The sequence below is a fragment of the Azospirillum thiophilum genome (assembly GCF_001305595.1).
Classification (GTDB): domain Bacteria; phylum Pseudomonadota; class Alphaproteobacteria; order Azospirillales; family Azospirillaceae; genus Azospirillum; species Azospirillum thiophilum.
The window spans coordinates 2,015,144-2,036,269 of sequence record NZ_CP012401.1; the positions used below are offsets into that span (position 1 = coordinate 2,015,144).

The 21,126-nt window shown below is 64.7% G+C and carries 32 protein-coding genes and 1 tRNA gene; 17 read left to right on the forward strand and 16 right to left on the reverse strand.

What is annotated here, in order from left to right; translation table 11 throughout:
- Positions 1-21 precede the first annotated feature (21 nt).
- The 6 genes from nusB to AL072_RS09385 all read right to left on the reverse strand — a co-directional run bounded on the left by nusB (position 22) and on the right by AL072_RS09385 (position 4,586).
- Positions 22-609, reverse strand: coding sequence for a transcription antitermination factor NusB (nusB, locus tag AL072_RS09360; RefSeq protein WP_045580557.1), 588 nt, complete (start codon positions 607-609; stop codon positions 22-24).
- Between the two features lie 36 nt (positions 610-645).
- A complete protein-coding gene (locus tag AL072_RS09365; protein WP_045580556.1) occupies positions 646-1,110 on the reverse strand; it encodes a 6,7-dimethyl-8-ribityllumazine synthase in 465 nt (154 codons plus the stop codon).
- Positions 1,111-1,140: 30 nt separating this feature from the next.
- Entirely contained in the window at positions 1,141-2,280 is a 1,140-nt protein-coding gene (gene ribB, locus AL072_RS09370) for a 3,4-dihydroxy-2-butanone-4-phosphate synthase (protein ID WP_045580555.1), read from the reverse strand.
- Positions 2,277-2,864: a riboflavin synthase gene (locus AL072_RS09375; protein ID WP_045580554.1), complete on the reverse strand. Its 588-nt coding sequence runs from the start codon at positions 2,862-2,864 to the stop codon at positions 2,277-2,279. Before AL072_RS09375 ends, ribB begins: the two co-directional genes overlap by 4 nt.
- 91 nt (positions 2,865-2,955) lie before the next feature.
- Positions 2,956-4,059 carry a bifunctional diaminohydroxyphosphoribosylaminopyrimidine deaminase/5-amino-6-(5-phosphoribosylamino)uracil reductase RibD gene (gene ribD / locus AL072_RS09380; protein WP_045582355.1) on the reverse strand — a complete coding sequence of 368 codons (1,104 nt, stop codon included), beginning with the start codon at positions 4,057-4,059 and terminating at the stop codon, positions 2,956-2,958.
- A 44-nt stretch (positions 4,060-4,103) separates the two neighbouring features.
- Entirely contained in the window at positions 4,104-4,586 is a 483-nt protein-coding gene (locus AL072_RS09385) for an outer membrane protein assembly factor BamE (RefSeq protein WP_045580553.1), read from the reverse strand.
- Positions 4,587-4,719: 133 nt separating this feature from the next.
- Between AL072_RS09385 and AL072_RS09390 the strand changes: the two genes are divergently transcribed.
- The 8 genes from AL072_RS09390 to AL072_RS09425 all read left to right on the forward strand — a co-directional run bounded on the left by AL072_RS09390 (position 4,720) and on the right by AL072_RS09425 (position 9,721).
- A complete protein-coding gene (locus AL072_RS09390) occupies positions 4,720-5,307 on the forward strand; it encodes a ubiquinol-cytochrome C chaperone family protein (protein WP_245636635.1) in 588 nt (195 codons plus the stop codon).
- Positions 5,308-5,461: 154 nt separating this feature from the next.
- The gene (locus AL072_RS09395) at positions 5,462-6,037 is read left to right on the forward strand and encodes a YceD family protein (protein WP_045580552.1); all 576 of its coding nucleotides are present in this window, start codon (positions 5,462-5,464) and stop codon (positions 6,035-6,037) included.
- Between the two features lie 177 nt (positions 6,038-6,214).
- Positions 6,215-6,403 (forward strand): 50S ribosomal protein L32, encoded by a 189-nt coding sequence (gene rpmF / locus AL072_RS09400; protein ID WP_012973646.1) that lies wholly within the window; start codon positions 6,215-6,217, stop codon positions 6,401-6,403.
- An 82-nt stretch (positions 6,404-6,485) separates the two neighbouring features.
- Positions 6,486-7,538, forward strand: coding sequence for a phosphate acyltransferase PlsX (plsX, locus tag AL072_RS09405; protein WP_045580551.1), 1,053 nt, complete (start codon positions 6,486-6,488; stop codon positions 7,536-7,538).
- Positions 7,539-7,540: 2 nt separating this feature from the next.
- The gene (locus AL072_RS09410; RefSeq protein WP_045580550.1) at positions 7,541-8,512 is read left to right on the forward strand and encodes a beta-ketoacyl-ACP synthase III; all 972 of its coding nucleotides are present in this window, start codon (positions 7,541-7,543) and stop codon (positions 8,510-8,512) included.
- Between the two features lie 150 nt (positions 8,513-8,662).
- Positions 8,663-8,995: an integration host factor subunit alpha gene (locus AL072_RS09415; RefSeq protein ID WP_045580549.1), complete on the forward strand. Its 333-nt coding sequence runs from the start codon at positions 8,663-8,665 to the stop codon at positions 8,993-8,995.
- 106 nt (positions 8,996-9,101) lie between these two features.
- Positions 9,102-9,551, forward strand: coding sequence for a MerR family transcriptional regulator (locus AL072_RS09420; RefSeq protein WP_045580548.1), 450 nt, complete (start codon positions 9,102-9,104; stop codon positions 9,549-9,551).
- A gap of 93 nt (positions 9,552-9,644) precedes the next feature.
- A tRNA-Pro gene (locus tag AL072_RS09425) sits at positions 9,645-9,721 on the forward strand.
- Here the strand turns inward: AL072_RS09425 and AL072_RS36260 are convergent.
- The 5 genes from AL072_RS36260 to AL072_RS09450 form a co-directional block, all read right to left on the reverse strand.
- Entirely contained in the window at positions 9,672-10,997 is a 1,326-nt protein-coding gene (locus AL072_RS36260; RefSeq protein ID WP_082108958.1) for a tyrosine-type recombinase/integrase, read from the reverse strand. The two genes, AL072_RS09425 and AL072_RS36260, sit on opposite strands and share 50 nt — an antisense overlap.
- On the reverse strand, positions 10,994-11,359 hold the full coding sequence (locus AL072_RS34880; RefSeq protein ID WP_045580546.1) for a helix-turn-helix domain-containing protein: 366 nt from the start codon (positions 11,357-11,359) through the stop codon (positions 10,994-10,996). Before AL072_RS34880 ends, AL072_RS36260 begins: the two co-directional genes overlap by 4 nt.
- Positions 11,356-11,679, reverse strand: a complete 324-nt coding sequence (locus AL072_RS34885; RefSeq protein WP_158511050.1) for a hypothetical protein — start codon at positions 11,677-11,679, stop codon at positions 11,356-11,358. The genes AL072_RS34880 and AL072_RS34885 overlap by 4 nt, the downstream gene beginning before the upstream one ends.
- 171 nt (positions 11,680-11,850) lie before the next feature.
- A complete protein-coding gene (locus AL072_RS09445) occupies positions 11,851-12,237 on the reverse strand; it encodes a ribbon-helix-helix domain-containing protein (protein WP_045580544.1) in 387 nt (128 codons plus the stop codon).
- 631 nt (positions 12,238-12,868) lie between these two features.
- A complete protein-coding gene (locus tag AL072_RS09450; RefSeq protein WP_245636636.1) occupies positions 12,869-13,282 on the reverse strand; it encodes a hypothetical protein in 414 nt (137 codons plus the stop codon).
- Between the two features lie 60 nt (positions 13,283-13,342).
- Between AL072_RS09450 and AL072_RS09455 the strand changes: the two genes are divergently transcribed.
- Entirely contained in the window at positions 13,343-13,609 is a 267-nt protein-coding gene (locus AL072_RS09455; RefSeq protein ID WP_082108957.1) for a hypothetical protein, read from the forward strand.
- Between the two features lie 268 nt (positions 13,610-13,877).
- On the opposite strand, the gene AL072_RS09460 is transcribed toward AL072_RS09455, so the two are convergent.
- A complete protein-coding gene (locus AL072_RS09460; protein WP_045580541.1) occupies positions 13,878-14,138 on the reverse strand; it encodes a BrnA antitoxin family protein in 261 nt (86 codons plus the stop codon).
- A 96-nt stretch (positions 14,139-14,234) separates the two neighbouring features.
- Between AL072_RS09460 and AL072_RS09465 the strand changes: the two genes are divergently transcribed.
- The 4 genes from AL072_RS09465 to AL072_RS34890 all read left to right on the forward strand — a co-directional run bounded on the left by AL072_RS09465 (position 14,235) and on the right by AL072_RS34890 (position 16,641).
- Entirely contained in the window at positions 14,235-14,480 is a 246-nt protein-coding gene (locus AL072_RS09465; RefSeq protein ID WP_045580540.1) for a hypothetical protein, read from the forward strand.
- A gap of 662 nt (positions 14,481-15,142) precedes the next feature.
- Positions 15,143-16,192 carry a hypothetical protein gene (locus AL072_RS09470; protein WP_045580539.1) on the forward strand — a complete coding sequence of 350 codons (1,050 nt, stop codon included), beginning with the start codon at positions 15,143-15,145 and terminating at the stop codon, positions 16,190-16,192.
- Positions 16,193-16,195: 3 nt separating this feature from the next.
- Positions 16,196-16,474: a hypothetical protein gene (locus AL072_RS09475; protein ID WP_045580538.1), complete on the forward strand. Its 279-nt coding sequence runs from the start codon at positions 16,196-16,198 to the stop codon at positions 16,472-16,474.
- Entirely contained in the window at positions 16,474-16,641 is a 168-nt protein-coding gene (locus AL072_RS34890) for a hypothetical protein (protein ID WP_158511051.1), read from the forward strand. The genes AL072_RS09475 and AL072_RS34890 overlap by 1 nt, the downstream gene beginning before the upstream one ends.
- A 14-nt stretch (positions 16,642-16,655) precedes the next feature.
- On the opposite strand, the gene AL072_RS34895 is transcribed toward AL072_RS34890, so the two are convergent.
- Both AL072_RS34895 and AL072_RS34235 read right to left on the reverse strand, forming a co-directional pair.
- Positions 16,656-16,940 carry a hypothetical protein gene (locus AL072_RS34895; RefSeq protein ID WP_152646953.1) on the reverse strand — a complete coding sequence of 95 codons (285 nt, stop codon included), beginning with the start codon at positions 16,938-16,940 and terminating at the stop codon, positions 16,656-16,658.
- Positions 16,941-16,982: 42 nt separating this feature from the next.
- Complete coding sequence (locus AL072_RS34235; RefSeq protein WP_144428184.1) at positions 16,983-17,546, reverse strand: hypothetical protein; 564 nt, start codon at positions 17,544-17,546, stop codon at positions 16,983-16,985.
- Positions 17,547-17,693: 147 nt separating this feature from the next.
- Between AL072_RS34235 and AL072_RS34900 the strand changes: the two genes are divergently transcribed.
- Positions 17,694-17,864, forward strand: a complete 171-nt coding sequence (locus AL072_RS34900; RefSeq protein WP_158511052.1) for a hypothetical protein — start codon at positions 17,694-17,696, stop codon at positions 17,862-17,864.
- A 14-nt stretch (positions 17,865-17,878) separates the two neighbouring features.
- Here the strand turns inward: AL072_RS34900 and AL072_RS09480 are convergent, their stop codons facing one another.
- Together AL072_RS09480 and AL072_RS33325 are read right to left on the reverse strand one after the other, a co-directional pair.
- On the reverse strand, positions 17,879-18,166 hold the full coding sequence (locus AL072_RS09480) for a HigA family addiction module antitoxin (RefSeq protein WP_045580537.1): 288 nt from the start codon (positions 18,164-18,166) through the stop codon (positions 17,879-17,881).
- A gap of 24 nt (positions 18,167-18,190) precedes the next feature.
- On the reverse strand, positions 18,191-18,313 hold the full coding sequence (locus tag AL072_RS33325; RefSeq protein WP_082108956.1) for a type II toxin-antitoxin system RelE/ParE family toxin: 123 nt from the start codon (positions 18,311-18,313) through the stop codon (positions 18,191-18,193).
- A gap of 150 nt (positions 18,314-18,463) precedes the next feature.
- On the opposite strand from AL072_RS33325, the gene AL072_RS09485 reads away from it, so the two are divergent.
- The 3 genes from AL072_RS09485 to AL072_RS33330 are packed head-to-tail and all read left to right on the forward strand — an operon-like array spanning position 18,464 to position 21,119.
- Positions 18,464-19,507: a hypothetical protein gene (locus AL072_RS09485; protein WP_045580536.1), complete on the forward strand. Its 1,044-nt coding sequence runs from the start codon at positions 18,464-18,466 to the stop codon at positions 19,505-19,507.
- 59 nt (positions 19,508-19,566) lie between these two features.
- Positions 19,567-20,070, forward strand: coding sequence for a hypothetical protein (locus tag AL072_RS09490; RefSeq protein ID WP_245636797.1), 504 nt, complete (start codon positions 19,567-19,569; stop codon positions 20,068-20,070).
- A 53-nt stretch (positions 20,071-20,123) separates the two neighbouring features.
- Positions 20,124-21,119, forward strand: a complete 996-nt coding sequence (locus tag AL072_RS33330) for a DUF4062 domain-containing protein (protein ID WP_082108811.1) — start codon at positions 20,124-20,126, stop codon at positions 21,117-21,119.
- Positions 21,120-21,126 lie beyond the last annotated feature (7 nt).

The window sequence follows — 21,126 nt, forward strand, 5'->3', positions numbered from 1 at the left end:
GGTGGGGAGAGGGCTCCCGGCTCACTCGTCGGCCGGGTTGCGGTCGGGGTCGGGCTTGGCGAGGTCGTCGGCACGCAGCGCGCGGGCGACATGGTCGAGGACGCCGTTCACCATCGCCGGCTCGCGGCCGGAGAAGAAGGCGCGGGCGACGTCGACATACTCGCTGATCAGGATGCGCGGGTGGGTATCGAGATGGACCGCGATCTCATAGGCGCCGGCCCGCAGGATGGCACGCAGCAGCAGCTCCAGCCGCTCGATCGGGAAGCGCGGGTCGAGCGCGGCGCCCAGAACCCCGTCCACTTCCGCCCGGCGGTGGATGGCGCCGCGGACGATGTCGGCGAACAGCTGCGGATCGCCGGAGACGAACTTGGCGCCGTCGATCTCCTCGCCCAGCCGGTGGGCGACGAACTCGCCGACGACGTTCTCGACCGGCGCCTGGGCGAGGTCGATCTGGTAGAGCGCCTGGGCCGCGGCCAGACGGGCAGCCTTGCGGCGGGCCTTGGCGGAGCCGCCGCCGGTCTTGTTCTTGCGGGACTTGCTTTTCCCGGCCTTGGACTCGCCGGGGGCGCGTTCGGGTGTCACGGGGCTGCCCGCGTCGTCGTTGCTCATGGTCATGCAGTCGCTAAAAAAGGGGAGATGCCGGGATCAGCGCGGATAGAGGCGGAATTTGCGCTTCAGGTCAATCATGTCAAGACAGGCCCGCGCGGCGCGCCCACCCATATTGACCGATCCGACTGTGGCCCGCGCCCAGGCCTGCTCGCGATTCTCTACGTTCAGGATGCCGTTTCCGACCGCCAGGCTGTAGCGCAGCGCCAGATCCTGCAAGCCGCGGGCGCTTTCGGCACAGATCGTGTCGTACCGTGTCGTCTCGCCCCTGATCACGCAGCCCAGCGCGACATAGCCGTCGAAGCGCTTGCGGGCGGTGAAGAAATCCATCGAGCGAATGGCGTACATGATCGCCGCCGGAAGCTCCAGGCAGCCGGGCACGCCATAGCGGATGTGCGTGGCGCCGGCGCGGTCAAGCTCCGCGACGGCGCCACGCACCAGTTCCTCGGCGATGTCCTCATGGACGCGGGCGTCCACGACCATGATGTGGGGCGTGTCGGTCATCCGGCGGCGGTCTTGTCCTCGGTCTTGTCCTCAGTCGTCACCGGGATCGGCGGCGCCCGGCGTGATCGCACGATGGCCGACCACGGTCAGGCCGTAGCCCTCCAGCCCGATGATCGGCTTCTTGCGGTTGGACAGCAGGACCATCTTGCGCACGCCCAGATCCAGCAGGATCTGCGCGCCGATGCCATAATCGCGCAGTTCCGGCGCGCTGCTGGCCTGGCCTTCCAGCCGGGCCTTCAGGACGGTGGACAGGCCGTTCGGGTTCGGCTCGCGCAGCAGCACGACGACGCCGCGGCCTTCCTTGGCGATCAGTTCCATCGAGGCATGGAGGTCGTTGCCGCGGCCGGAGTTGCGGTCGCCCAGCACGTCGTCCAGCACCGACTGGGCATGCATGCGCACCAGCACCGGCTCGTCGCCGGAGATGTCGCCGCGGACCAGCGCGATGTGTTCGGCGTACTGGATCTTGTTGATGTAGACATAGCTCTGGAAACGACCGCCGTAGCTGCTGTCGAGATTGCCGGCCAGCACCTGCTCGACGATGGTCTCGGTGCGGCGGCGATAGGCGATCAGGTCGGCGATGGTGCCCACCTTCAGCCCGTGGAACTGGGCGAACTGCACCAGATCCGGCAGGCGGGCCATGGTGCCGTCGTCGTTCATGATCTCGCAGATCACCGCCGACGAGGAATGGCCGGACAGCCGGGCGATGTCGACCGAGGCCTCGGTATGGCCGGCGCGCACCAGCACGCCGCCCTCGCGGGCCAGCAGCGGGAAGATGTGGCCGGGGGTGGCGAGGTCCTGCGGGCCCGACGCCGGGTTGATGGCGACCGCGATGGTGTGGGCGCGGTCGGCGGCGGAGATGCCGGTGGTGACGCCCTCGCGCGCCTCGATGGAGACGGTGAAGGCTGTCTGGTGGCGCGAGGCATTCTGCTGTGCCATCAGCGGCAGGCGCAGCCGCTCGATGTTCGGCCGGTCCATGGTGAGACAGATCAGGCCGCGCCCGTGCTTGGCCATGAAGTTCACCGCTTCCGGCGTGGCGCAGGAGGCGGGGATCACCAGATCGCCCTCGTTCTCCCGGTCCTCGTCGTCGACCAGGATGAACATCCTGCCCTGACGCGCCTCTTCGATGATCTCTTCGGCGGTCGACAGGTAGTTGTGAAACTCGGACGTCATTCCTGCCCCGCGAGCCGGGCGACGTAGCGCGCCAGCATATCGATTTCGAGATTGACCGCATCGCCCTCCTTCAGCCCGCCGAAAGTGGTGGCGGTCTGGGTGTGGGGGATGATGTTGACGCCGAAGCGGTTGCCGTCGACCTCGTTGACGGTCAGCGACACGCCGTCGATGGCGACGGAGCCCTTGGAGGCGATGTATCTGGCGAGGTTGTCCGGCGCCTCGAAGGTCAGGCGCAGCGACTCGCCGTCGGGGCGGATCGACAGCAGCCGGCCGACACCGTCGACGTGGCCGGACACGATGTGGCCGCCCAGCTCGTCGCCGACCTTCAGCGCGCGTTCCAGGTTGATCCGCGTGCCGGCCTCCCAGCCGCCGAGCGTCGTCTTCGACAGGGTTTCCCCCGACGCCTGGATGACGTAGGCCCCTGGTCCCTTTTCGATGACCGTCAGGCAGACGCCGTTATGGGCGATGGACGCCCCGATCGCGATCGTCTCCGTGTCGAAGGCGGTCTCGATGGTGAACCGGGTGTCGCCCTGCCGCTCTACGGCCCGGACGCGCCCGACATCGGTGATGATTCCGGTGAACATGCGGCGAATTTAGCAGGTTTCGCGGCCAGGGGAAGCGCGCGCGATGCCGCGTCGGACGCAACGGTCTGTTGCGCCGGCCGGACTGATCGGGTCAGGCCGTTTCCGCAGGGGCAACCCGGCGGTAGCTTTCGGCAAGGTCGGCCCCGGCGGCGCGGACGGCGGTGCGCTCGAACCGGACCATGGCGGTCAGCGCCTCGACGTGGAAGCCGGCGACCGCCGGCAGCCCGTCGCCGCCGATCAGCGACGCCGCGCGGAACCATTCCAGCCGGTCGACCAGCCCGGCGCCGAACAGCGTGCCGGCCAACGCGGCGCCGCCTTCGACCAGAACGCGGGTCAGGCCGCGGGACGCCAGCGCGGCGAGGGCGGCGGCAGGATCGACCCGGCCGTCCGGGCCGGCGGCGACCGGGATCACCTCGACGCCGAGGGCTTCGAGCGCTTCGGCCCGCGCGGCATCGGGGGCGGGGCCGGTGACGACCCAGGTCGGAATGCGGCGGGCACCGGCGGCGAGCTTCGCGGCCGGGGGCAGGCGCAGGCCGCTGTCGACCACCACCCGCACCGGGCTGCGGTCGCCCAGGCCGGGCAGGCGGCAGGTCAGCTCGGGATCGTCGGCCAGCGCGGTGCCGATCCCGACCAGGATGGCGTCATGGCTGGCGCGCAGCCGATGGCCCCAGGCCCGCGCGGTCGGGCCGGTGATCCATTGCGACTCGCCGCTGCGGGTGGCGATGCGGCCGTCCAGCGTGCTGGCGACCTTGCAGGTGACCAGCGGGCGGCCCAGCGTGATGCGGTTGAAGAAGCCCTCGTTGAGGGCCAGCGCCTCCGCCTCGCACAGGCCGGTGGTGACGGTGATGCCGGCGTCGCGCAGCCGGGTCAGCCCGCCGCCGGCGACCCGCGGGTCGGGATCCCCGCAGGCGACGACCACGCGCGCCACCTTCGCCTCGACCAGGGCCAGGGCGCAGGGCGGCGTCTTGCCATAATGGTTGCAGGGTTCCAGCGTGACATAGGCGGTCGCACCCGCCGCCCCGCCGGAGAGGGCGCGGGCATGGGCCAGCGCCTCCGTCTCCGCATGGGGGCGGCCACCCGGCTGGGTCCAGCCGCGGCCGATCACGGAACCGTCGCGCACCAGCACGCACCCGACCGCCGGATTGGGCCAGGTCCGCCCGAGCCCGCGCGCGGCGAGTGACAGGGCGGCCAGCATATGGCGCAGGTCGGTTTCGGTGGTGCTCACCCAAGCCGGTCCGATCAGCTGCCCGGACCCTTGCCCTTGGCGTCCTTGGCGGAGAAGCGGCCGACGTTGCCCATCATCTGCTCGAGGAAGCCCATCTCGCGGCCCGAGGTGGGCGTCGTGCGCTCGACGAGGTCGATGTCCTGGCCGTTCGACTTATCCAGCGTCTTGATCTGGCGCAGGACGCCGGCATCGTCGAAATGGGCGATGACGACTCGGCGCTCGGTCACCTCCGGCTCGAAGAAGGCGGTCTTCTCGGTCTTCTGCCCGATATAGTACCAGACGTTCGGATCGAAGGTGCCCACCGAGGTCGGCGTGCCCAGCACCGCGGCGACGTCGTCGCGGCGGCTCTGGCCGGGTTGCAGTTCAGCCACCAGCTCCGGGTCCGTCAGGTTGCCGCGGGTGGCGACGGTGGGCGAGCAGCCGGCCGCCGCGGTGGCGGCGAGCAGGGCGCTGCCCAGCAGGGCGGTGCGGAGAGCGGAAAAGTTCGATCTGGTCATGGTGCTCGGGCTATGATGGAGCCGGCGGGGCGGACGGCGCCGGCAGCGGACGGCCGTCCACGCAATTCCGGACAATCGCACCGGGCGCTTCGCCCTGTCAACGAGACTCCGAGTCGGGAGAGGGGATCCGTTCGTGTCGGACAGCATCATCGGCCGGCTGATGGGCCGCCTGGGGATTGGTGGCGGTATCGGTGGCGGTGGGTCCGCCGGCATCGCCGCGGCGGTCGCCGGACTGTTCACCGCCTTGGTCGGCCAAGCCCGCGAACCCGGCTTCTACCGTGTGCTCGGCGTGCCCGATACGCTGGACGGCCGGTTCGAGATGATGGCCCTGCATCTGTTCCTGGTCATGCGCCGGCTGAAGGGGCAGGGGGGCGAGGCGGCCGCGCTGTCCCGGCGCCTCTACGAGACCATGGTCGACGATTTCGAGAAGTCGCTGATGGAAATGGGGGCCGGCGACAGCGGCATCGCCCGCCGGGTCAAGACCATGGCCCGCGGCATGGCCGGCCGCATCCGCGCCTATGACGAGGCGCTGGCCGAAACCGGCGACCGCAGGCTGGAGGTCGCGCTCGACAACAACCTGTACGGCACGGTCGACCCGGTGCCGGACGGTGCGCTCGCCGCCATGGCCGCCTATGTCCGGGCGTCGGCTGCGGCGCTCGATGCGCTCGCGTTGGAGACGCTGCTGCGGGGCGAGGCTCGCTTCGCTCCGGTGCCGGCATGATGGCTACACTCTATATCTATGGGGATGCTCGCCGTGGATGCTGTGTCCGCGCGGCGTCTGGGGGCTTGCCTTTCGCCGTCCGCGGCTGCATGTGACAGAAGGAATGGGGCGCCCGGTCGCCCGCCGCTGTTGTCCGATCAGAAAGTCTTTCGCCATGAGCCCTGAGAACCGCGCCCTGCCGGCCCCTGAATTCTCGCGCATCGTCACCGCCGACGCCGTTCGGCGCGCCAACGTGACCGAGACCATCGAGGCGACGGAGGCGGAGCGGCGCGCGCTCGCCGAGCGGCTGGAGTTGGAAGAGGTCGGCAGCCTGACCGCGACGGTGCGGCTGCGCGCGGTGCGCGGCGGCCAGATGATCCGCGTTTCCGGCACGCTGGAGGCCGACGTGGTCCAGACCTGCGTCGTCTCGCTGGAACCGGTGCCGGCCCATGTCAGCGAATCCTTCGAGGCGCTGTTCGCGCCGGAGTCGCTGATCGAGGATCCGGGCCTGGAGATCGACATCGACCCGTCCTTGTCGGACGAGGAGAGTCCCGAGCCGATGGAGAACAACCGAATCGACATCGGCGAGCTGGCGACGCAGCATCTGTCGCTGGGCCTCGATCCCTATCCCCAGGCCCCCGATGTCGAGTTCGAAGGGTATGACGACGGCCCGGAAGAGGCGGCTGCAGTGGAGGAGCCGGAGAAGCCGAACCCTTTCGCCGTGCTGCAGCAGTTGAAATCGCGGAGCTGACCACCGCGGTGCCCGCGGATCTCACCAAGGACTTCACCCCCTCCAATGAGTGGGCTTTCCTGTGTGAAAAGGGGGTTGTTCGGGCTTGCCCTTTGGGGGCATTTGCCTTATTGAATGCCGCTCGCGCTGGGCGGCCCCTGTTCGGGCCGCCCTTTCCAATGAAGAGAGTTTACGGTCATGGCTGTTCCGAAGAAGAAGACCTCCAAGTCGCGGCGCAACATGCGGCGTTCGCACCACGCTCTGCCGACCTCGGCCTACAACGAGTGCCCGAACTGCGGCGAGCTGAAGCGTCCGCACCACGTCTGCGGGTCTTGCGGCCATTACGACCAGCGCGAAGTGGTTCAGAGCGGCACCGCGGCCGCTTGATCCCGATCGCGTTGTTTGAGGCCCCGATGTCCGGGGGTGCTTGTCGCCCCCGCCGGGGGCGTAGCCGGGGAGCCTGTTCGCGGTGAGCCAGCGCCTGACCATCGCCCTGGATGCCATGGGTGGCGATCTCGGCCCCGACATGGTCGTGGCCGGGGCGGACATCGCGCGGGAGCGCCATCCCGACGTGCGTTTTCTGCTGTATGGCGACCGGCAGCGGGTCGAACCGCTGCTGAACCAGCGGCCTGCGTTGAAGGCGGTGGCGGAAATCCGCCATACCGCCGACTTCGTGGCCGGTGACGCCAAGCCGGCGGTGGCGCTGCGTGCCGGCCGCCAGTCCAGCATGCGCCTCGCCATCGACGCGGTTGCGGCCGGCGAGGCGGCGTGCGTGGTATCGGCGGGCAACACCGGCGCCCTGATGGCGATGGCGAAATTCGTGTTGAAGACGCTGCCGGGAATAGACCGGCCGGCGATGGCCTCCTTCTTCCCGACGCAGCGGGGCGAGAGCGTGATGCTGGACCTCGGCGCCAATGCCGAATGCCAGCCCGAGAATCTCGTCCAGTTCGCCGTGATGGGGGCCGTCTTCGCGCGTGCCATCCTGGGCCTGCCGGAGCCGTCGATCGGTGTGCTGAACATCGGGTCGGAGGACATGAAGGGCAACGAGGTGGTGCGTGCCGCGGCGGCCAGCCTGCGCGACATGCCGTTGCCCGGCCGTTTCCATGGCTTCGTCGAGGGCACCGACATCGGGCTCGGCACGGTGGACGTCATCGTCACCGACGGCTTCACCGGCAACGTGGCGCTGAAGACGGCGGAGGGGACGGCCAAGCTGTTCTCCGAATTCCTGCGCCGGACCTTCGCGACGTCGTTCCTGGCGCGGATCGGCTATCTGCTGGCACGCGGCGCCTTCAAGCGCTTCCGTGAACGGATCGATCCGCGGCGTTACAACGGCGCGATGTTCCTGGGGCTGCGCGGCGTCTGCGTGAAGAGCCATGGCGGCACCGACGCGGTCGGCTTCGCCAACGCCGTTGCCGTCGCCATCAATCTGGCGACGCACGGATTCAACGAACGCATCAAGGAAGAGATGGGGCGCATAGCCGACGCGGCCTCTCTTCCCGACACGAAGGCGGCGGCGGGCTGAACATGGTCATGCGTTCCCGAGTCCTGGGTTGCGGCATCTTCCTGCCGGGCAACGTCGTCACCAATCGCGATCTGGAACAGCGGGTCGACACGACAGACGAGTGGATCGTCCAGCGCACCGGCATCAAGTCCCGCCATATCGCGGCGGAGGGGGAGAAGACCTCCGACCTCGCGATCGCCGCGGCGATGCGTGCTCTGGAGCATGCCGGGGTGCCGGCAGCCAGCATCGACTGCATCATCCTGGCCACGACGACTCCCGACAACACCTTTCCTGCCACCGCGACCAAGGTCCAGGCCGCCTTGGGCACGACCGGCTTCGCCATGGACATCCAGGCGGTCTGCGCCGGTTTCGTCTATGCGCTGTCCGTCGCCGACAATTTCCTGCGTAACCGCCAGGCCCGCCGCGCCCTGGTGATTGGGGCGGAGACCTTCTCCCGCCTCCTCGACTGGAACGACCGCACCACCTGCGTTCTGTTCGGCGACGGTGCCGGCGCCATTGTGCTGGACGCCTATGAAGGCAAGGGCGACTCGAGCGACCGCGGCGTGCTGTCGACCCACCTGCATTCCGACGGCAGCCAGTACGATCTGCTCTATGTCGACGGCGGTGCGTCGTCAACCGGAACCATCGGCCATGTCCGCATGCACGGACAGGAGATCTTCCGCCACGCCGTGTCCAAGCTGTCGGCGGTGGTGGAGGAGGCATTGACCGCCAACGGCCTGGAGGCCTCCGATATCGACTGGATGGTGCCGCACCAGGCCAATCGGCGGATCATCGACGGGCTGGCCCGCAAGATGAAGCTGCCGCCGGAGAAGGTGGTGTTGACGGTCGACCGCCATGGCAACACGTCGGCGGCATCGATTCCGCTGGCCCTGGGCGAGGCGGTGGCCGACGGCCGGGTCAAGCGCGGCGATCTGATCCTGATGGAGGCCATCGGCGGCGGCCTGACCTGGGGTTCGGCGCTGATCCGCTGGTAGGCTCCATTCCCGGTACTGCCCCGTCGTTCTGCTGCACTGCACTGCCGCCCTGGCTTCGACCAAGCGGTTTGCGGCTGCCAAGCTTTTGAATTGACGGACCTTCTTCCCCCGGATTACCGTCTTCGCAATGGTTGCGGGGGAGGTCGAGCCATGTCCCAGAACACCGTCACGCGCGCCCAATTGAGCGAGGCCGTCTACCAGGAAGTCGGTCTTTCACGCAACGAATCGGCCGATCTGGTCGAGACCGTCCTGGATGAGATTTCCGACGCGCTGTCACGGGGGGAGATGGTGAAGATCTCGTCCTTCGGCAGTTTCCAGGTCCGCCAGAAGGGGGAGCGGGTCGGCCGTAACCCCAAGACCGGCGAAGAGGTGCCGATCCTGCCGCGCCGGGTCCTGGTCTTCCGCGCCAGCCATGTGCTGAAGAACCGCATCAACGAGGTACAGGAGGGAGGCGCGCCGACGCCTGCACGGGCGCTGTCCTGAGAACGGCCGCGCCTGATGACACGATGTCCTCGCCCATTGCCGTGCCGAATCGCCGCTCCGATCACGGCTTGGCTTGCCTGCTGCCGGATGGCGGCCTGATCGTGCCATGAAATCCGCCACGGCCTATCGCACGATCAGCGAGGTGTCGACCGACCTGAATGTGCCTCAGCATGTCCTGCGTTTCTGGGAGACGAAGTTCCCCCAGATCCGTCCGCTGAAGCGTGGCGGAGGCCGGCGCTATTATCGACCGGAGGATGTGGAGTTGCTGCGGCGCATCCAGGTGCTGCTGTATGAAGACCGCTATACGATCAAGGGCGTCCAACGCCTTCTGAAGGAAGGGCGCATATCGGACCCGCCGCCGCCGTTGCCTGAGGATGCCGACGAGCCGGACTCCGAAGACGGCGAGGAAATGGCTTTGGGCGATCCGCTCGACGGCGACGACATGCCGGGCCTGTCCGACGACCTGCGCCAGGAAATCACGCTGGTGGTTGACGAGCTCAGATCATTGCGTTCCGTCTTGTCACGTCTGTCTGAAAAGAGTGATAAAAAGACATAAAAAACCTTACGGGAATGGTTGCGTCCGCGAAAGCGTCTCGCTATAGTCCCGTTCCCTTCAGGAGCCAAGCCGCAAGCACTGCGGTGAAAATGACGGAGCGTAGCGCAGCCTGGTAGCGCATCAGACTGGGGGTCTGAGGGTCGCAGGTTCGAATCCTGTCGCTCCGACCATCTCCGAAGGGAGCGGAAAGGCCTTGGAACCCAACGGTTCCAAGGCTTTTTCTTTGCCCGGTTCCTGCGGTGCCTTCGTCGCCGCCATTCCATCCGTTTGCGACTCTTGTTTGCGACTTGGCGACGCCACCGCATTGGCGATGGCCTTCATCGGGATCGCCTCCACCGCGTTGCGCGCCGCTTGGTCGGCCACCCGGAGATACCGCTTCGTCGTCTCATAGCTCCGGTGCCGGGCCAGCTGCTGGGTGACGGCGGCGGTCGCCACATGCGCCACGGCGGTCACGTAGCTCGCCTTGGTGTCGTGGAAGCGGTATTGCAGCCCCAACGCCTTCATGGCCGTCTGCCAGGCCCGCTTCGGGTTCTTCACCGGCAGGCGCTTGCCCTTCTCGCCGCGCTGGTAGGTCAGCAGGTGCAGCTGCTTCCAACCGCGCGCCTGGGCGACCAGCCGGGTCAGCACCTCCATGGCCTCCGTTCCGGCCGAGATGAACTCGGCCCGGTTCGCCTTCGTCGAGCTGGCCTCCAGCCACACCCCCCGGTTCTGGAAATCGACCTGATCGACCGTAAGGGCGAAGACCTCCCCCTTCCGAAAGCCCATGAGGCGGGCCAGCAGGATGCCGTCGGCGAGATGCTGGGGCACCCGCTGCATGATCGCCTGCAGGTCATCGTCGGACACCGGGCGGGGCAGGTGCTCCGGTTCCGCCAGCCGAGGCACCTTCGGCAGCTCGGCAAGGAGCGGGCGTCCGCCGGTGTCCTTCAGCCCATGGACCAGCCGCAGGGCCTCGCCAAGGCAGATCAGATAGCGGTTGATGGTCGAGTCGGCGCGCTTGCGGTCGGATGGCCGGTAGAGCTTCGCCGGATCCGACTCGGGTTCCCGCTTCTTCGATCCGCCGACATAGATCATGACCGGCTGTTCGCGCGACCAGGCGACATACTCCCATATCCGCTGTTCGGTGATCTCCGATGCGGGCAGGTCGGCACCGAACCAGGCCAGCATCTCGCGGATATAGACGGTCTCGTTGGGCCAGTTCTTTCCGCCACGCTTGCGCGTCGCAAGCGCGGCGAAGGTCTGCGCGAGCGTGAAGGCGCCGGCCGGAACCGCCCTTGGCTGTTCCTTGGCCGCCTCGACCTTCAACACCTCCTCGATGCGCTTGGCGTCCGTCTTGGTCTTCGCCGGTTCGCCCGACGCCGGATCGACGCAATAGCCGGCATGCCGCTGGCCATTCCGGACGAAATTATACATCCAGCGGCCGCGCGCCTTGTTCAGGTAAACAGTCATCCCCGTCGCCGCGTTGTGGGTTTGGTCAGCGCAGGCTGCGCCAGGACTCCCATGTCCCGCAAGGCGGCGAGGGCTTCACGGTGGGCGGCGGTCGCCGGCGCCGGCTTGGGAGGCTTCTGCGCCGACCGCTTCGCCGGCCGGATGGCGCCGCGTTGCCGGTAGGCTTCGATCGAGGCAACGGAGATGCGCACGCCGCGTTTGCCGAGGCGATGGCCCTCCAACTCCCCTTCCCGAAGCAACTGCCGGATATGGCTTTCGTCGGCGTCCAGAAGCGTGGCGGCGGTCGCCACGCGGACCGAGCGGTCCAGCCCGTAGAGGCTTTCCAGGGCCGACGGATCGGCCGCGATGCGGAGCGTGCTCACCTTCTCGCACCTCCCGTGTGGGGATCGGCGAGGGGCACGGCCGGCAGAGCCTTCGTCGGGCCGCCATGGGCCAGCAGATAGGCGACGATCGACGGCACCGCGACCACCAGCACCGGGAAGCTGGCGCGCGGGTAGTGGGCCGGGATGTCGACGGTGTAGACGCCGGGGGCGATGATGTCGCACACCACCGGCACCTCGCCCACGGCGAGGATGACCAGTCGCTCGCCCAGCCGGAACTGGATCCGGCGGACCTCGCCGGGGCTGTCGAAGCGGGCGGCGTGGCACACCCGCCAATCGGTCGCCTCAAGGTTGGGCATCACGGCAGGTCCTCCCGTGCCAAGTCTGCGCAATCACGGTGAAAGCGGGCCGCGGACAGCAGGCGCATCCGTCGGTGGGGGAGGTTGGTGTTCCCCGCCTCCAACTCGGCCCGCCCGGCTTCTTCCAGATGCCAGCGGACGAGGCTGGCCGTGCTTTGCCCTGCGCACGCCATGTCAGTTCGTCAGCGGATTGGTGACGAAGCCCCGGCCATGGGCCCGAGGCGACTGGCCAAGGAACTCCAGCACCGCCTCCGGCGCCGTGTAGGTTTGCAGGAACAGCCGCACCATCGCCGTCAGCGGTAGGTCCGCGGTGTGCAACCGCTCATGCACCGCGCTGATCAGCACGTCGCGGTTCGCGTAACCCTCCGTCTCGGCGATGTGGTCGAGCAGCAGCCAGGACGTCACGTCCAACCGCATCGAGGTCCGGTGCGAGGTCCAACGGTTGTCGACCACCACGTTGCAGGCGACCAGCGGCGTCGAGCCGCCTTTCGGCAGCGCCGGCAGCATGTGGCGCAGCGTGCGCTGCATTCTGCGCGACAGCCGGCCGAAGGACCGGTCCATCGGCACATTCTACGGCCCGTTCCGCCGCTGTAACGGAACCTTGATCGCCACCTTCATCGGCTGACTCCCCCGAAAACCGCCTCTCAACGGGTCTGGCGTCCACGCCATACCCTGTATTAGGATGGGCGGTATACCGTTATCGAGTCAATCCCAAAAAACACGGTAAAGCGACCAACTCTTCGGCCCTGGCTGTGCGCGTTTCGTGCAAGGCCAGCCGCCGTCACGCGCGGTTATCGCGCAACCTCCGGAGTTCGGATGCGGGACGACGCAACTTTTCCTTTAACGCAGCTGGGGCTCTGCCATAGGATGCCGTGGCCTGTCGCCTTCCCGCCTGGGAAGGCGGAGGCAGGGAGACGCCATCTCCCCACCCATGCGGCTGCCAACCGCACCGATGAGCCATGCTGAGCCGGGGCGCGCACCCGTGCCCAGCTGCACACCTGTCCGCCTGCCGGGGCCGGCCCCGGAAGGGCGATGATCTATGGGGGGTTGGCGGTGCCGAACACACCGAAGAACGAAAAGACCGAAGACTTATTGCATCGCAAGGCGCGCGAGGACCGCGCCGTCGAGCTGGTCACGCAGCTGTGCCGCCGCGAAGGTGCGGACAAGGTCCTGCCGCTGATCGAGCGGTGGATCAGGAAGCGTCGCAGTCGCGCGGCTCGATTCGCCGCTCAAGAACCCGGATCAGGGCGTCAAAGTCCTCGGTAGACCAGCAGCGGAAGGTCCGGCGGGTTTTAACCTGCATTTCCCAATCGGGGTCGCCATAGGCCAGCAGCTCGGCCAGTGACATGCCGGCGCCGTCCGCAAGTTTGTTCAAGGTGTCGATGGTGCTGTTCGCGCCATTGAATGCGTCCAGGACCGTTGTGGCTGGCAGCTTCGACAATCCAGCCCAATGGTTCTTGGACCGCAGACGCTCTTTGTGAGTCTGCAGAACACGATTGAGTGCAGCGGCGATGTCGGTCTTGGGCGGCGTATCCATGCCGGCATTATGCGGACCCCGTGCAAAAGCGCGAGAACGCCGTACCGATGAATTCATCTCGTGCAGCACCGAAGCATCCTCTTGACAGTCTCGGTATAGCGATCGATTTTGATGGGCATGAAACACGTCATGCACATCGATGCCTCGATTCATCGGATATGCGCCTTCGCCCGGCATCAGGGGTGGACCGCGCAGTCATTCGGCCGAGCCGCAGCCGTGCCGCCCAGCACCGTGCGTGACGTGCTCCGCCAGGAAGGCAACCCCACCGCCACGACCCTGCGGGCCATGGAGGCGGTGATTCCCCCCGATTTCATGACCGATCCCATCGCATTGGCCGCCAGCGACCTCAGCGCGCCGATCCTGGGAAAGCCGCGCGGGAAAAGGCGGCGGACATGAACAGGGAGACCCGGCAAGGCACCACACCCTTGGTTGTTTCGGCGGGAAGCATCGCTCGCAGTGGGCGACTGCGCAACCCCCAAGCTCCGGCTCGGGCGCAACGCTTTCCCGTCGCCGAATCAGGCGCCGCCCGTCCGGCCCGGTCAATCGGGAGCGCCCCGAGTCCGGTCGGCCGAGTCGCCCGGCGCCTCCGTCACCGCTCCGCCGGCCTCCCAGTCCGTACCGGCGGAGCGGCAGCGGCCGGAGTCGCCATCCGACTCCGGCCGTTTTATCTCAGCCCGGCGATCCGGCGGAGCGCGTCGTTGATGCGGGTTTGCCAGCCGGCACCATCGGCCTTGAAATGGGCGACCACGTCGGCGTCCAGCCGCAGAGTGGTTGCCACCTTCGTCCGTTCCGCCGGTGGCCGACCGCGGCGCATCGGCTTGCCGGCCTCATGCAGTTGGCTCTTGGCGAACCACTCGTCGGTCAGTTCGGGCACCTCGTCATATTCGGCGGGCTGGATGACCGGATTGCGCTTGTTGCCGGTCATTGGCCGTCCTCACCTTCCTGATGCGCCGTACGTCGCCGCGTGGATGCTCCGCAAGGATGGTCCCGCACGAATCGGGCACAGGCAAGGGGCCATCTGATGCCCCCCGCTGACCCGGCCCTCACCGACGCGCAGCGCGCCGTCCTGGCCGCCTGGCCAGCCTTCGAGGCCGCCGCCGCGGTGACATGGTGCAGCGTCGACCGCCTGGTGCGGACGCTCTGCCACCGCGACACCCTCGCCGATCTGCCCGACGACGACGCGGCCGAACTGCTGGCGCTGATGCAGCGCGCCACCACCCGCTTGCACGGCCTGCGGTCGGCATCTCCGCACCGGGGATCCGCATGATCGGGCGTCGCCCGACTGCCAGCTCACCTTCGGATCCCAGATCTATCCTGAAAATCAGTCGCTTCCGCCGACCGGTCCGCCATCGCGCCGGCTGCGCCATGGCGCGCGGCCCGCCGCGTGACCGTCTTACGGTCGCCAGTCAGCCGCCCCCATCGACTTTGAAGACCGCGCCGCTTTCGGCCGCCAGACGGTCGGAAGCGATGCGCGTCTTCACCCCCCGACGCCGCGCGCCCCCGCGCCGGTGAACCCTGGAGTTTTGCCCGATGGCATCGCCACGCGCGCCGCCCTGACCGGCGCCGGCTTCTCCCCGTAAGCCCCCGCCATCCGGTGCCCAGCGTCCACCCTTGCCGGTGGCCGCGCCGCACCCGTCTTGTCCCCACCGTTGCGCGCCCGCGCGGCGGTGAACGCCGGAGCCTTGCCTTGTATCCGCGCGCCCCGCCCTGAGACGGGACGGCCCCGCCGAGGCCGCCCCGCTAGGACCGCAATCATCGCCAATGCCCCAAGCCCCTGCCGTGCCCACGGCGGGAACGCGGCGATGCGTGTCCGGAGGGTATCAGAAATCAGGATTAAAATCCGCTGTTCCTTGCAGCCACGGAGTCGTGTGCCCGCAGGGAGCCGCATTGCCACCGGCCGGCCACCGCGCCGCCGGGGGAGGGTCCGCCATGAAATGGGTTCGCCTGTACAACGAGACCGCCATGGATCCGAAATGGCGGCTGGTCGCGGCCGACAGCGGCCAGCCGGTGCATGCCGTGCTGGCGGTGTGGGCGGCGATGCTGTGCCACGCCTCCGGAATCGTGCCGCGCGGCACGCTGGTCGGCTGGAGCGACCGCCTGATCGGTGCGGCGCTGGACCTGTCCGCCGCCGCCGTCGCCTCGATTCGCGCCGCCATGCAGGGCGTGACGCTGGACGGCGACCGTCTCAGCGCCTGGGACAAGCGCCAGTTCAAGAGCGACCACAACGGCGCGGAGCGGATGCGCGACCACCGGGCCCGCCGAACCGCCGTCGAGGAACCGGCCGGCGAACCGGCGGCTGTGACGTCACCGCCTCTGCGCGCGGCAGACTCCAGAATTCAGATTACAGAAAGAAAAAACACCCCCCAAAGCCCCCCGCCGACAGCCGATCCCCCGGTTGATCCAACGGCCGATCCACCAACCGAACCGCTGGCGCATCCGCCGCCCGCCCGGTCCTCGCTGGCGGCGGACTTCGCCGACTGGTACGGGCGCTACCCGCACCGGGTCGGCCGGGCCGCTGCCGAACGCGCCTACCTCGCCGCCCGGAAACGGGGAGCGGCGCGGGAGGATTTGCTATCCGGTGTGGATCGCTACCGCGAGCGGCTGGCGCAACCCGACGCGCCACGGCCCTGCAATCCGGCCACATGGCTGGCCCAAGAGCGCTGGACCGACGATCCGATGCCGCCGGCCCCCGAGTCGCGGATCAAGGCCTGCGGACGGTCGCCGGCGCCGGAGCCGCTCGACACGCACCGCCCGTCGCGGGCGGCCATCGAGGCCATCCTGGCCGAGCGCTGCCCCCAGATGCACCCGATGCGCGTCCGGGACTTCGCCCAGCAGCTCGACCGCTGGTTCAACTGCGGCCGGCCGGGCTGGAACAGCTTCTGGGGCGATCCGCCCGACAGCCCGGAGTGCGAGATCCCGGCCACGGCCATCGCCGCCGTCCGCGCCCATCTCGCCGCCGGCATCGAGGGGAGGGCCTGAGCCATGCCTGCCCGGCCCGGCACCCTGTCCCGCCGCCGGCCCGACCGGCAGTTCCGCCTGGATCTGGGCGATCCGCCCCGCACCGCGCGCCACCGGCCGGTGCAGCCCCAGCGCGAGGCCGACGCCCTCTATCGCGCCGTCCGGGCCCTGCGCGCCGCCGGCCATAGGGTCTATCGCTGCGGCGCGCTGCACCGGGTGGACGAGCGCCTGTTGACCACGGCGGACCTGATCCGGCTGCGCCACGCCGATCCGCGTTGCCGGCAGCCCGAGGGGGAGCGGTGATGGGCGCGCTGGGGCTGGTCTTCGCCTTGCTCGGCACCGCCATGCTGGGCGGCTTCGGGTGGGAGCTGGGGCGCTGCGCCGCCCGCTGGCTGCTGGGGCGGCGGGCGGACGTGACGATCCTGCTGCCGGGCCCGCGCCGGGAGCGGCAGCGATCCGATGCGGAGTGACGCCGCCGGCCCGGTCAGGCGGCGCGGGGGGCGATGCTGCGCTGGATTTCCTCGCCATGGTCGGCGGCGGTGGCGGACAGGTCATGCGCCATCTGAAGGTTCAGCCAGAATTCTGAGGTGGTTTGCGTACCATCGACCAATCCGTCAGGATTTCCTGATCGTGACTTTAAGGCTATGAGGAATGTGAAATGCAGATCGTTGGGCCTGTTGGAAAGCAGATATTTGCCAGTGTGAAGACATCGGCCGGCGCAGCAAAGCAGCACATGTGAAGCAATCGACAGTGCGGAAATTTTCAGCATAGCAGTTTCAGTTTTCTTATTGAGGTTCAGTTTTTTCCATTTTCACTTATTCTGACCTTTTATGATCCCATTTGCGCCGGCAATTAAAGCTTGTTGAAAATCATTAATATCTCTGCCGCCTACTCCTCCAATGCGTTCGGCCAGAGATGGTGCTCGCAGGAGATAGTTTGATGCAAATTCTTTAGTAACTGACTTAGAATGTCGAATTGCTTGTAAATGTATATTGCGATACATCTTGATAAAATCGGCGTTCTGTCCGCCAATCTCAGAAACTATGGCATCGATAGAATCGTCGCTCGGATACGCACGAAATCTGTTAACAAAGCTTTCGCAAACTATGCTCCATCCGGTATGAATTAAAATAACTGGCGTCTTATCTATAGACATAAATGCATCTACAATATTTCGATTGATCGAAGGTATGACCATCATACTTACTTCATTAAACATCTCTACTGGAGATAATTTACCAAAATTATTAATTTGCATTTCCATAAAAGGGAGGGAAATTTTTGTAACGCGTGCCGAATATCCGCGCTGCAATAATATACCGAACGCAATACCAGCTAAAATTCCAGGCAAGACCATAGCAATAATTGGCATCATTTGCACAACTCCTCCGATTACTATCAACAATAGCTGTGTGTTGGGCTACGTGTAACACCATGAACTGAATGGCTCGTTGCGCAAAATTATGCATTTTCAGCCAGGATAGGCAATGATGCCGTGTTTCTGACAGCCTGAAGACGCGTGGTGATAGGAGTACGCGGGCTGGTCTTCGCCTTGCTCGGCGCCGCCATGCTGGGCGGCTTCGGGTGGGAGCTGGGGCGCTGCGCCGCCCGCTGGCTGCTGGGGCGGCGGGCGGAGGTGACGATCCTGCTGCCGGGCCTGCGCCGGGAGCGGCAGCGATGCGATGCGGAGTGACGCCGCCGGCCCGGTCAGGCGGCGCGGGGGGCGATGCTGCGCTGGATTTCCTCGCCATGGTCGGCGGCGGTGGCGGACAGGTCATGCGCCATCTGAAGGTTCAGCCAGAATTCCGGCGTGGTGCCGAAATAGCGCGCCAGCCGCAAGGCGGTATCGGCGGTGATGCCGCGTCGTTCGTTGACGATTTCCCCGATGCGGGTCGCCGGCACGCGCAGAGCCAGGGCCAGCGCATGGGCCGAGAGATCGAGCGGGACGAGGAACTCTTCGCGCAGAACCTCGCCGGGGTGGGTCTTGATCCGCATGGCGCCCTCCTTGGCGTCGGCCGGTCAGTGGTAATCGACGATTTCGACCTCGTGCGTGACACCATCGCGCCAGATGAAGACGATGCGCCATTGGTCGGTGATCCGAATGCTGTGCTGTCCGGCGCGGTCGCCCTTCAGCGCCGTCAGTCGGTCGCTTGACGGCTCAAGCCCTTAAACTTGACTCTTCGCCGCTTTCCATCTTCCTTAAGGTTGTTCTCTTTTGTTTTCCGCATCCGCTAAGGCGGTGGAACGCAGGAGAGTGGCAAGTAACGCTTGATAGGGGCTAAGGGAAGCACGATGCCGACCGTGTATCATATGGTTCATTATCGCCGTTTCGACCCCGAAAGCTCCGGTCTGCAAGGGGGCACGCTGGAGGGGCTATGCCGTAGCGCGCTTGGTCATGTGGACACCTCAGGCGTCACATTGTGGCAGCGAATTCAGGATCGTTTCCATGATCTGGCAGACGTAGCAGAGCGTCAGGTGTTGCTGAACAAGGTGGTTGACCTTTCCGACGCTGTATTTGGTGAGATGTGTTTGTTCCAGAAACAAGATTTTCAAGCGCTATTGGAAATGCAGGCATCGAAGGTCCAGCTTTCTGATATCACTACAGCAGAAATCTACAATTTGGCGGAACGCGCGGCTCCTAACAATGCAAAATTCATCCGCGGTCTTTGCTATTGGCTCGTAATTGGAAACCATTTGTTTTTTATCAAAACACAGTCAATGACAGCACAAATACTGAACAGCTACATGGATTGGCTTCTAAAAATTAGGACATCGGCATTGCATGCCAATGCTACCTTTGCCCTCCAGGCTGAATTTGACCGAACACAGGTGACAGGTGATATCGGGGACATTACCCGCCTGAAGGTCAGCGGGAAATCGGCCTCACCAATCACAGTGATGGCGGGAGACGAGCAAAAGCCGGGAAAGTCCGTTTCGACATCTCGGACGGTGACAGACCGCGCGTTCTATACGGAGACGGCACGCAAGTTCGCGGAGATCATATTCGGACGTGAGCGAACCAACGCGCTGGTTGACAGTTTGGGGCCAAATGAGTTTCTGGCCGTTGAGGCAGCGGTGAAGGTGCGCGGTAAGCGGACGGTCGAATCTCGGGAAAAGCTGCGGCAATTAGCGGAAGACCTAGCGGACCTGACGGATGACAAGGTGCAGATTGAGGGCAAGGACGGAAAGCTATCGGACGAGGACGCGATCCTCCGTACGCGCATGCCTTTCAACCAGCCGCACTCTGGCAGCAGCATCCTTGAATTCGATAACGTGGCTGACCAGCTCCAAGTCGTGTATTCTCGTTTTGTTCAGGATGGAAAGATTGAGGCCTGATGGTTAGGAGGGCGACGATAGGGAGCGTATTGGTCACAGCCGCATTGTTCGGCTGGGGAGTGCCATTGTCGCGCCTGTTCGACGCTTTCCAGCCGATGACCGTCGCCCTTTCCATCATGTTGGCCGCGATCCTGGTTCGGTTGAACCGGGGTATGCCAACCCTCGATTGGAAGAGCCTGGAACCTCAAGAGCGGTCACAGTTGACGTCAGCGATTGTCGATCTGACAAGAGAGTATGCGTTCATCGTTGGCATCAAGGCGGCCTTGGTTACGGCGCTGGTGTCATTGGCGCCGTTCAAGTTGGACGCCGCCTGTTGGTCCAACTGGACCAGCCGTGGCGTGGCGGCAGCAATCGGTGCCATGGTGGCATTAAGCGTGTCCCGGATGGCTTATGTAGTCTGGCGCGACTATGATATCGTTAAGCTTCAGAAAATGATGATTGACTCTTCAGGGGTTCGCGAAAAAAACGAAGGAGAAGTTAAGTTGGCTGAAGCGAAAATCTCAGGGATGAGGGCTTCTGGATTAAGGAAGGTGGATACTATAAGGAGAGATCCTCTGGAATAAAGTAATAGAATTAAATTTATGTTTGTTCATTTTCTTAAATGACGGAGAGAAAGTTGAAGAAAAAGCTACAAGTTTTTGTTTCAAGCACTTTCAATGATTTGAAGAATGAGCGGCAAGCGGCGGTTTCCGCGATATTGAAGGCTGGGCATATCCCAGCTGGAATGGAACTCTTTAATGCGGGTGACAAATCTCAGCTCGATACAATTAAAAAGTGGATAGATGAATCAGATGTTTACATGCTGATACTGGCGGGCCGGTACGGCTCAATTGAGCCCGTTTCTGGCGTTGGTTACACAGAAATAGAATTCGATTATGCGTCTCAGCAAGGAAAGCCGTTATTCTCAGTAGTTATATCTGAAGAGGCATTGGAGGAAAAAGTAAAAAAGTTTGGATCGGCTGTGATGGAGAAAGATAACCCTGCGCCTATGAAGCTTTTTAGGGAAAAGGTTCTTTCCAATATATCGTCTTTCTTTAATGATGAAAAAGACATAAGGCTTTGTGTGCATGAGTCACTTGCCGACTTGCGAGACAATGCCAATATCAAAGGATGGGTATCTGTTAATGAACTAGAAGACACAAGAGGTCTTCACGAAGAAATAGCCCGTTTGCGGGAGGAAAATGATAAGCTAAGGTCACTAGTGGAAAAGTCAAAAGCAGAAAGACAACCAGTAAACACAGATAATAGCCCCAATTTGCTGGAGATGGCGGATGTGTTCAGCGCTATAGAAATTGAAATTCCTGCTGAAGCTGCGGGGAAAAATTCTCCTATAAAAACCGATTTATTGACATTGATAATGAGCAATAAGGAAAAGCTTATAAATGGAGTTTATAATTCGACTACTGCTGGCGATGCGGAGATGTTTCTTTACACGAACATATTCCCGAAGCTAATATTGTATGATCTTGCTGAAAACGAGAAGATACCGGGGGTGCGTTATAGAAGAAGCTTCTTGAATAAGAAAGGGGCAGATTTTGTCGCATTTCTTGAGAAAACTTCACTTCGCAGCATACTTGGCGAAAAAAAATCCATGAAGAACAGTGGTGAATAACGGAATA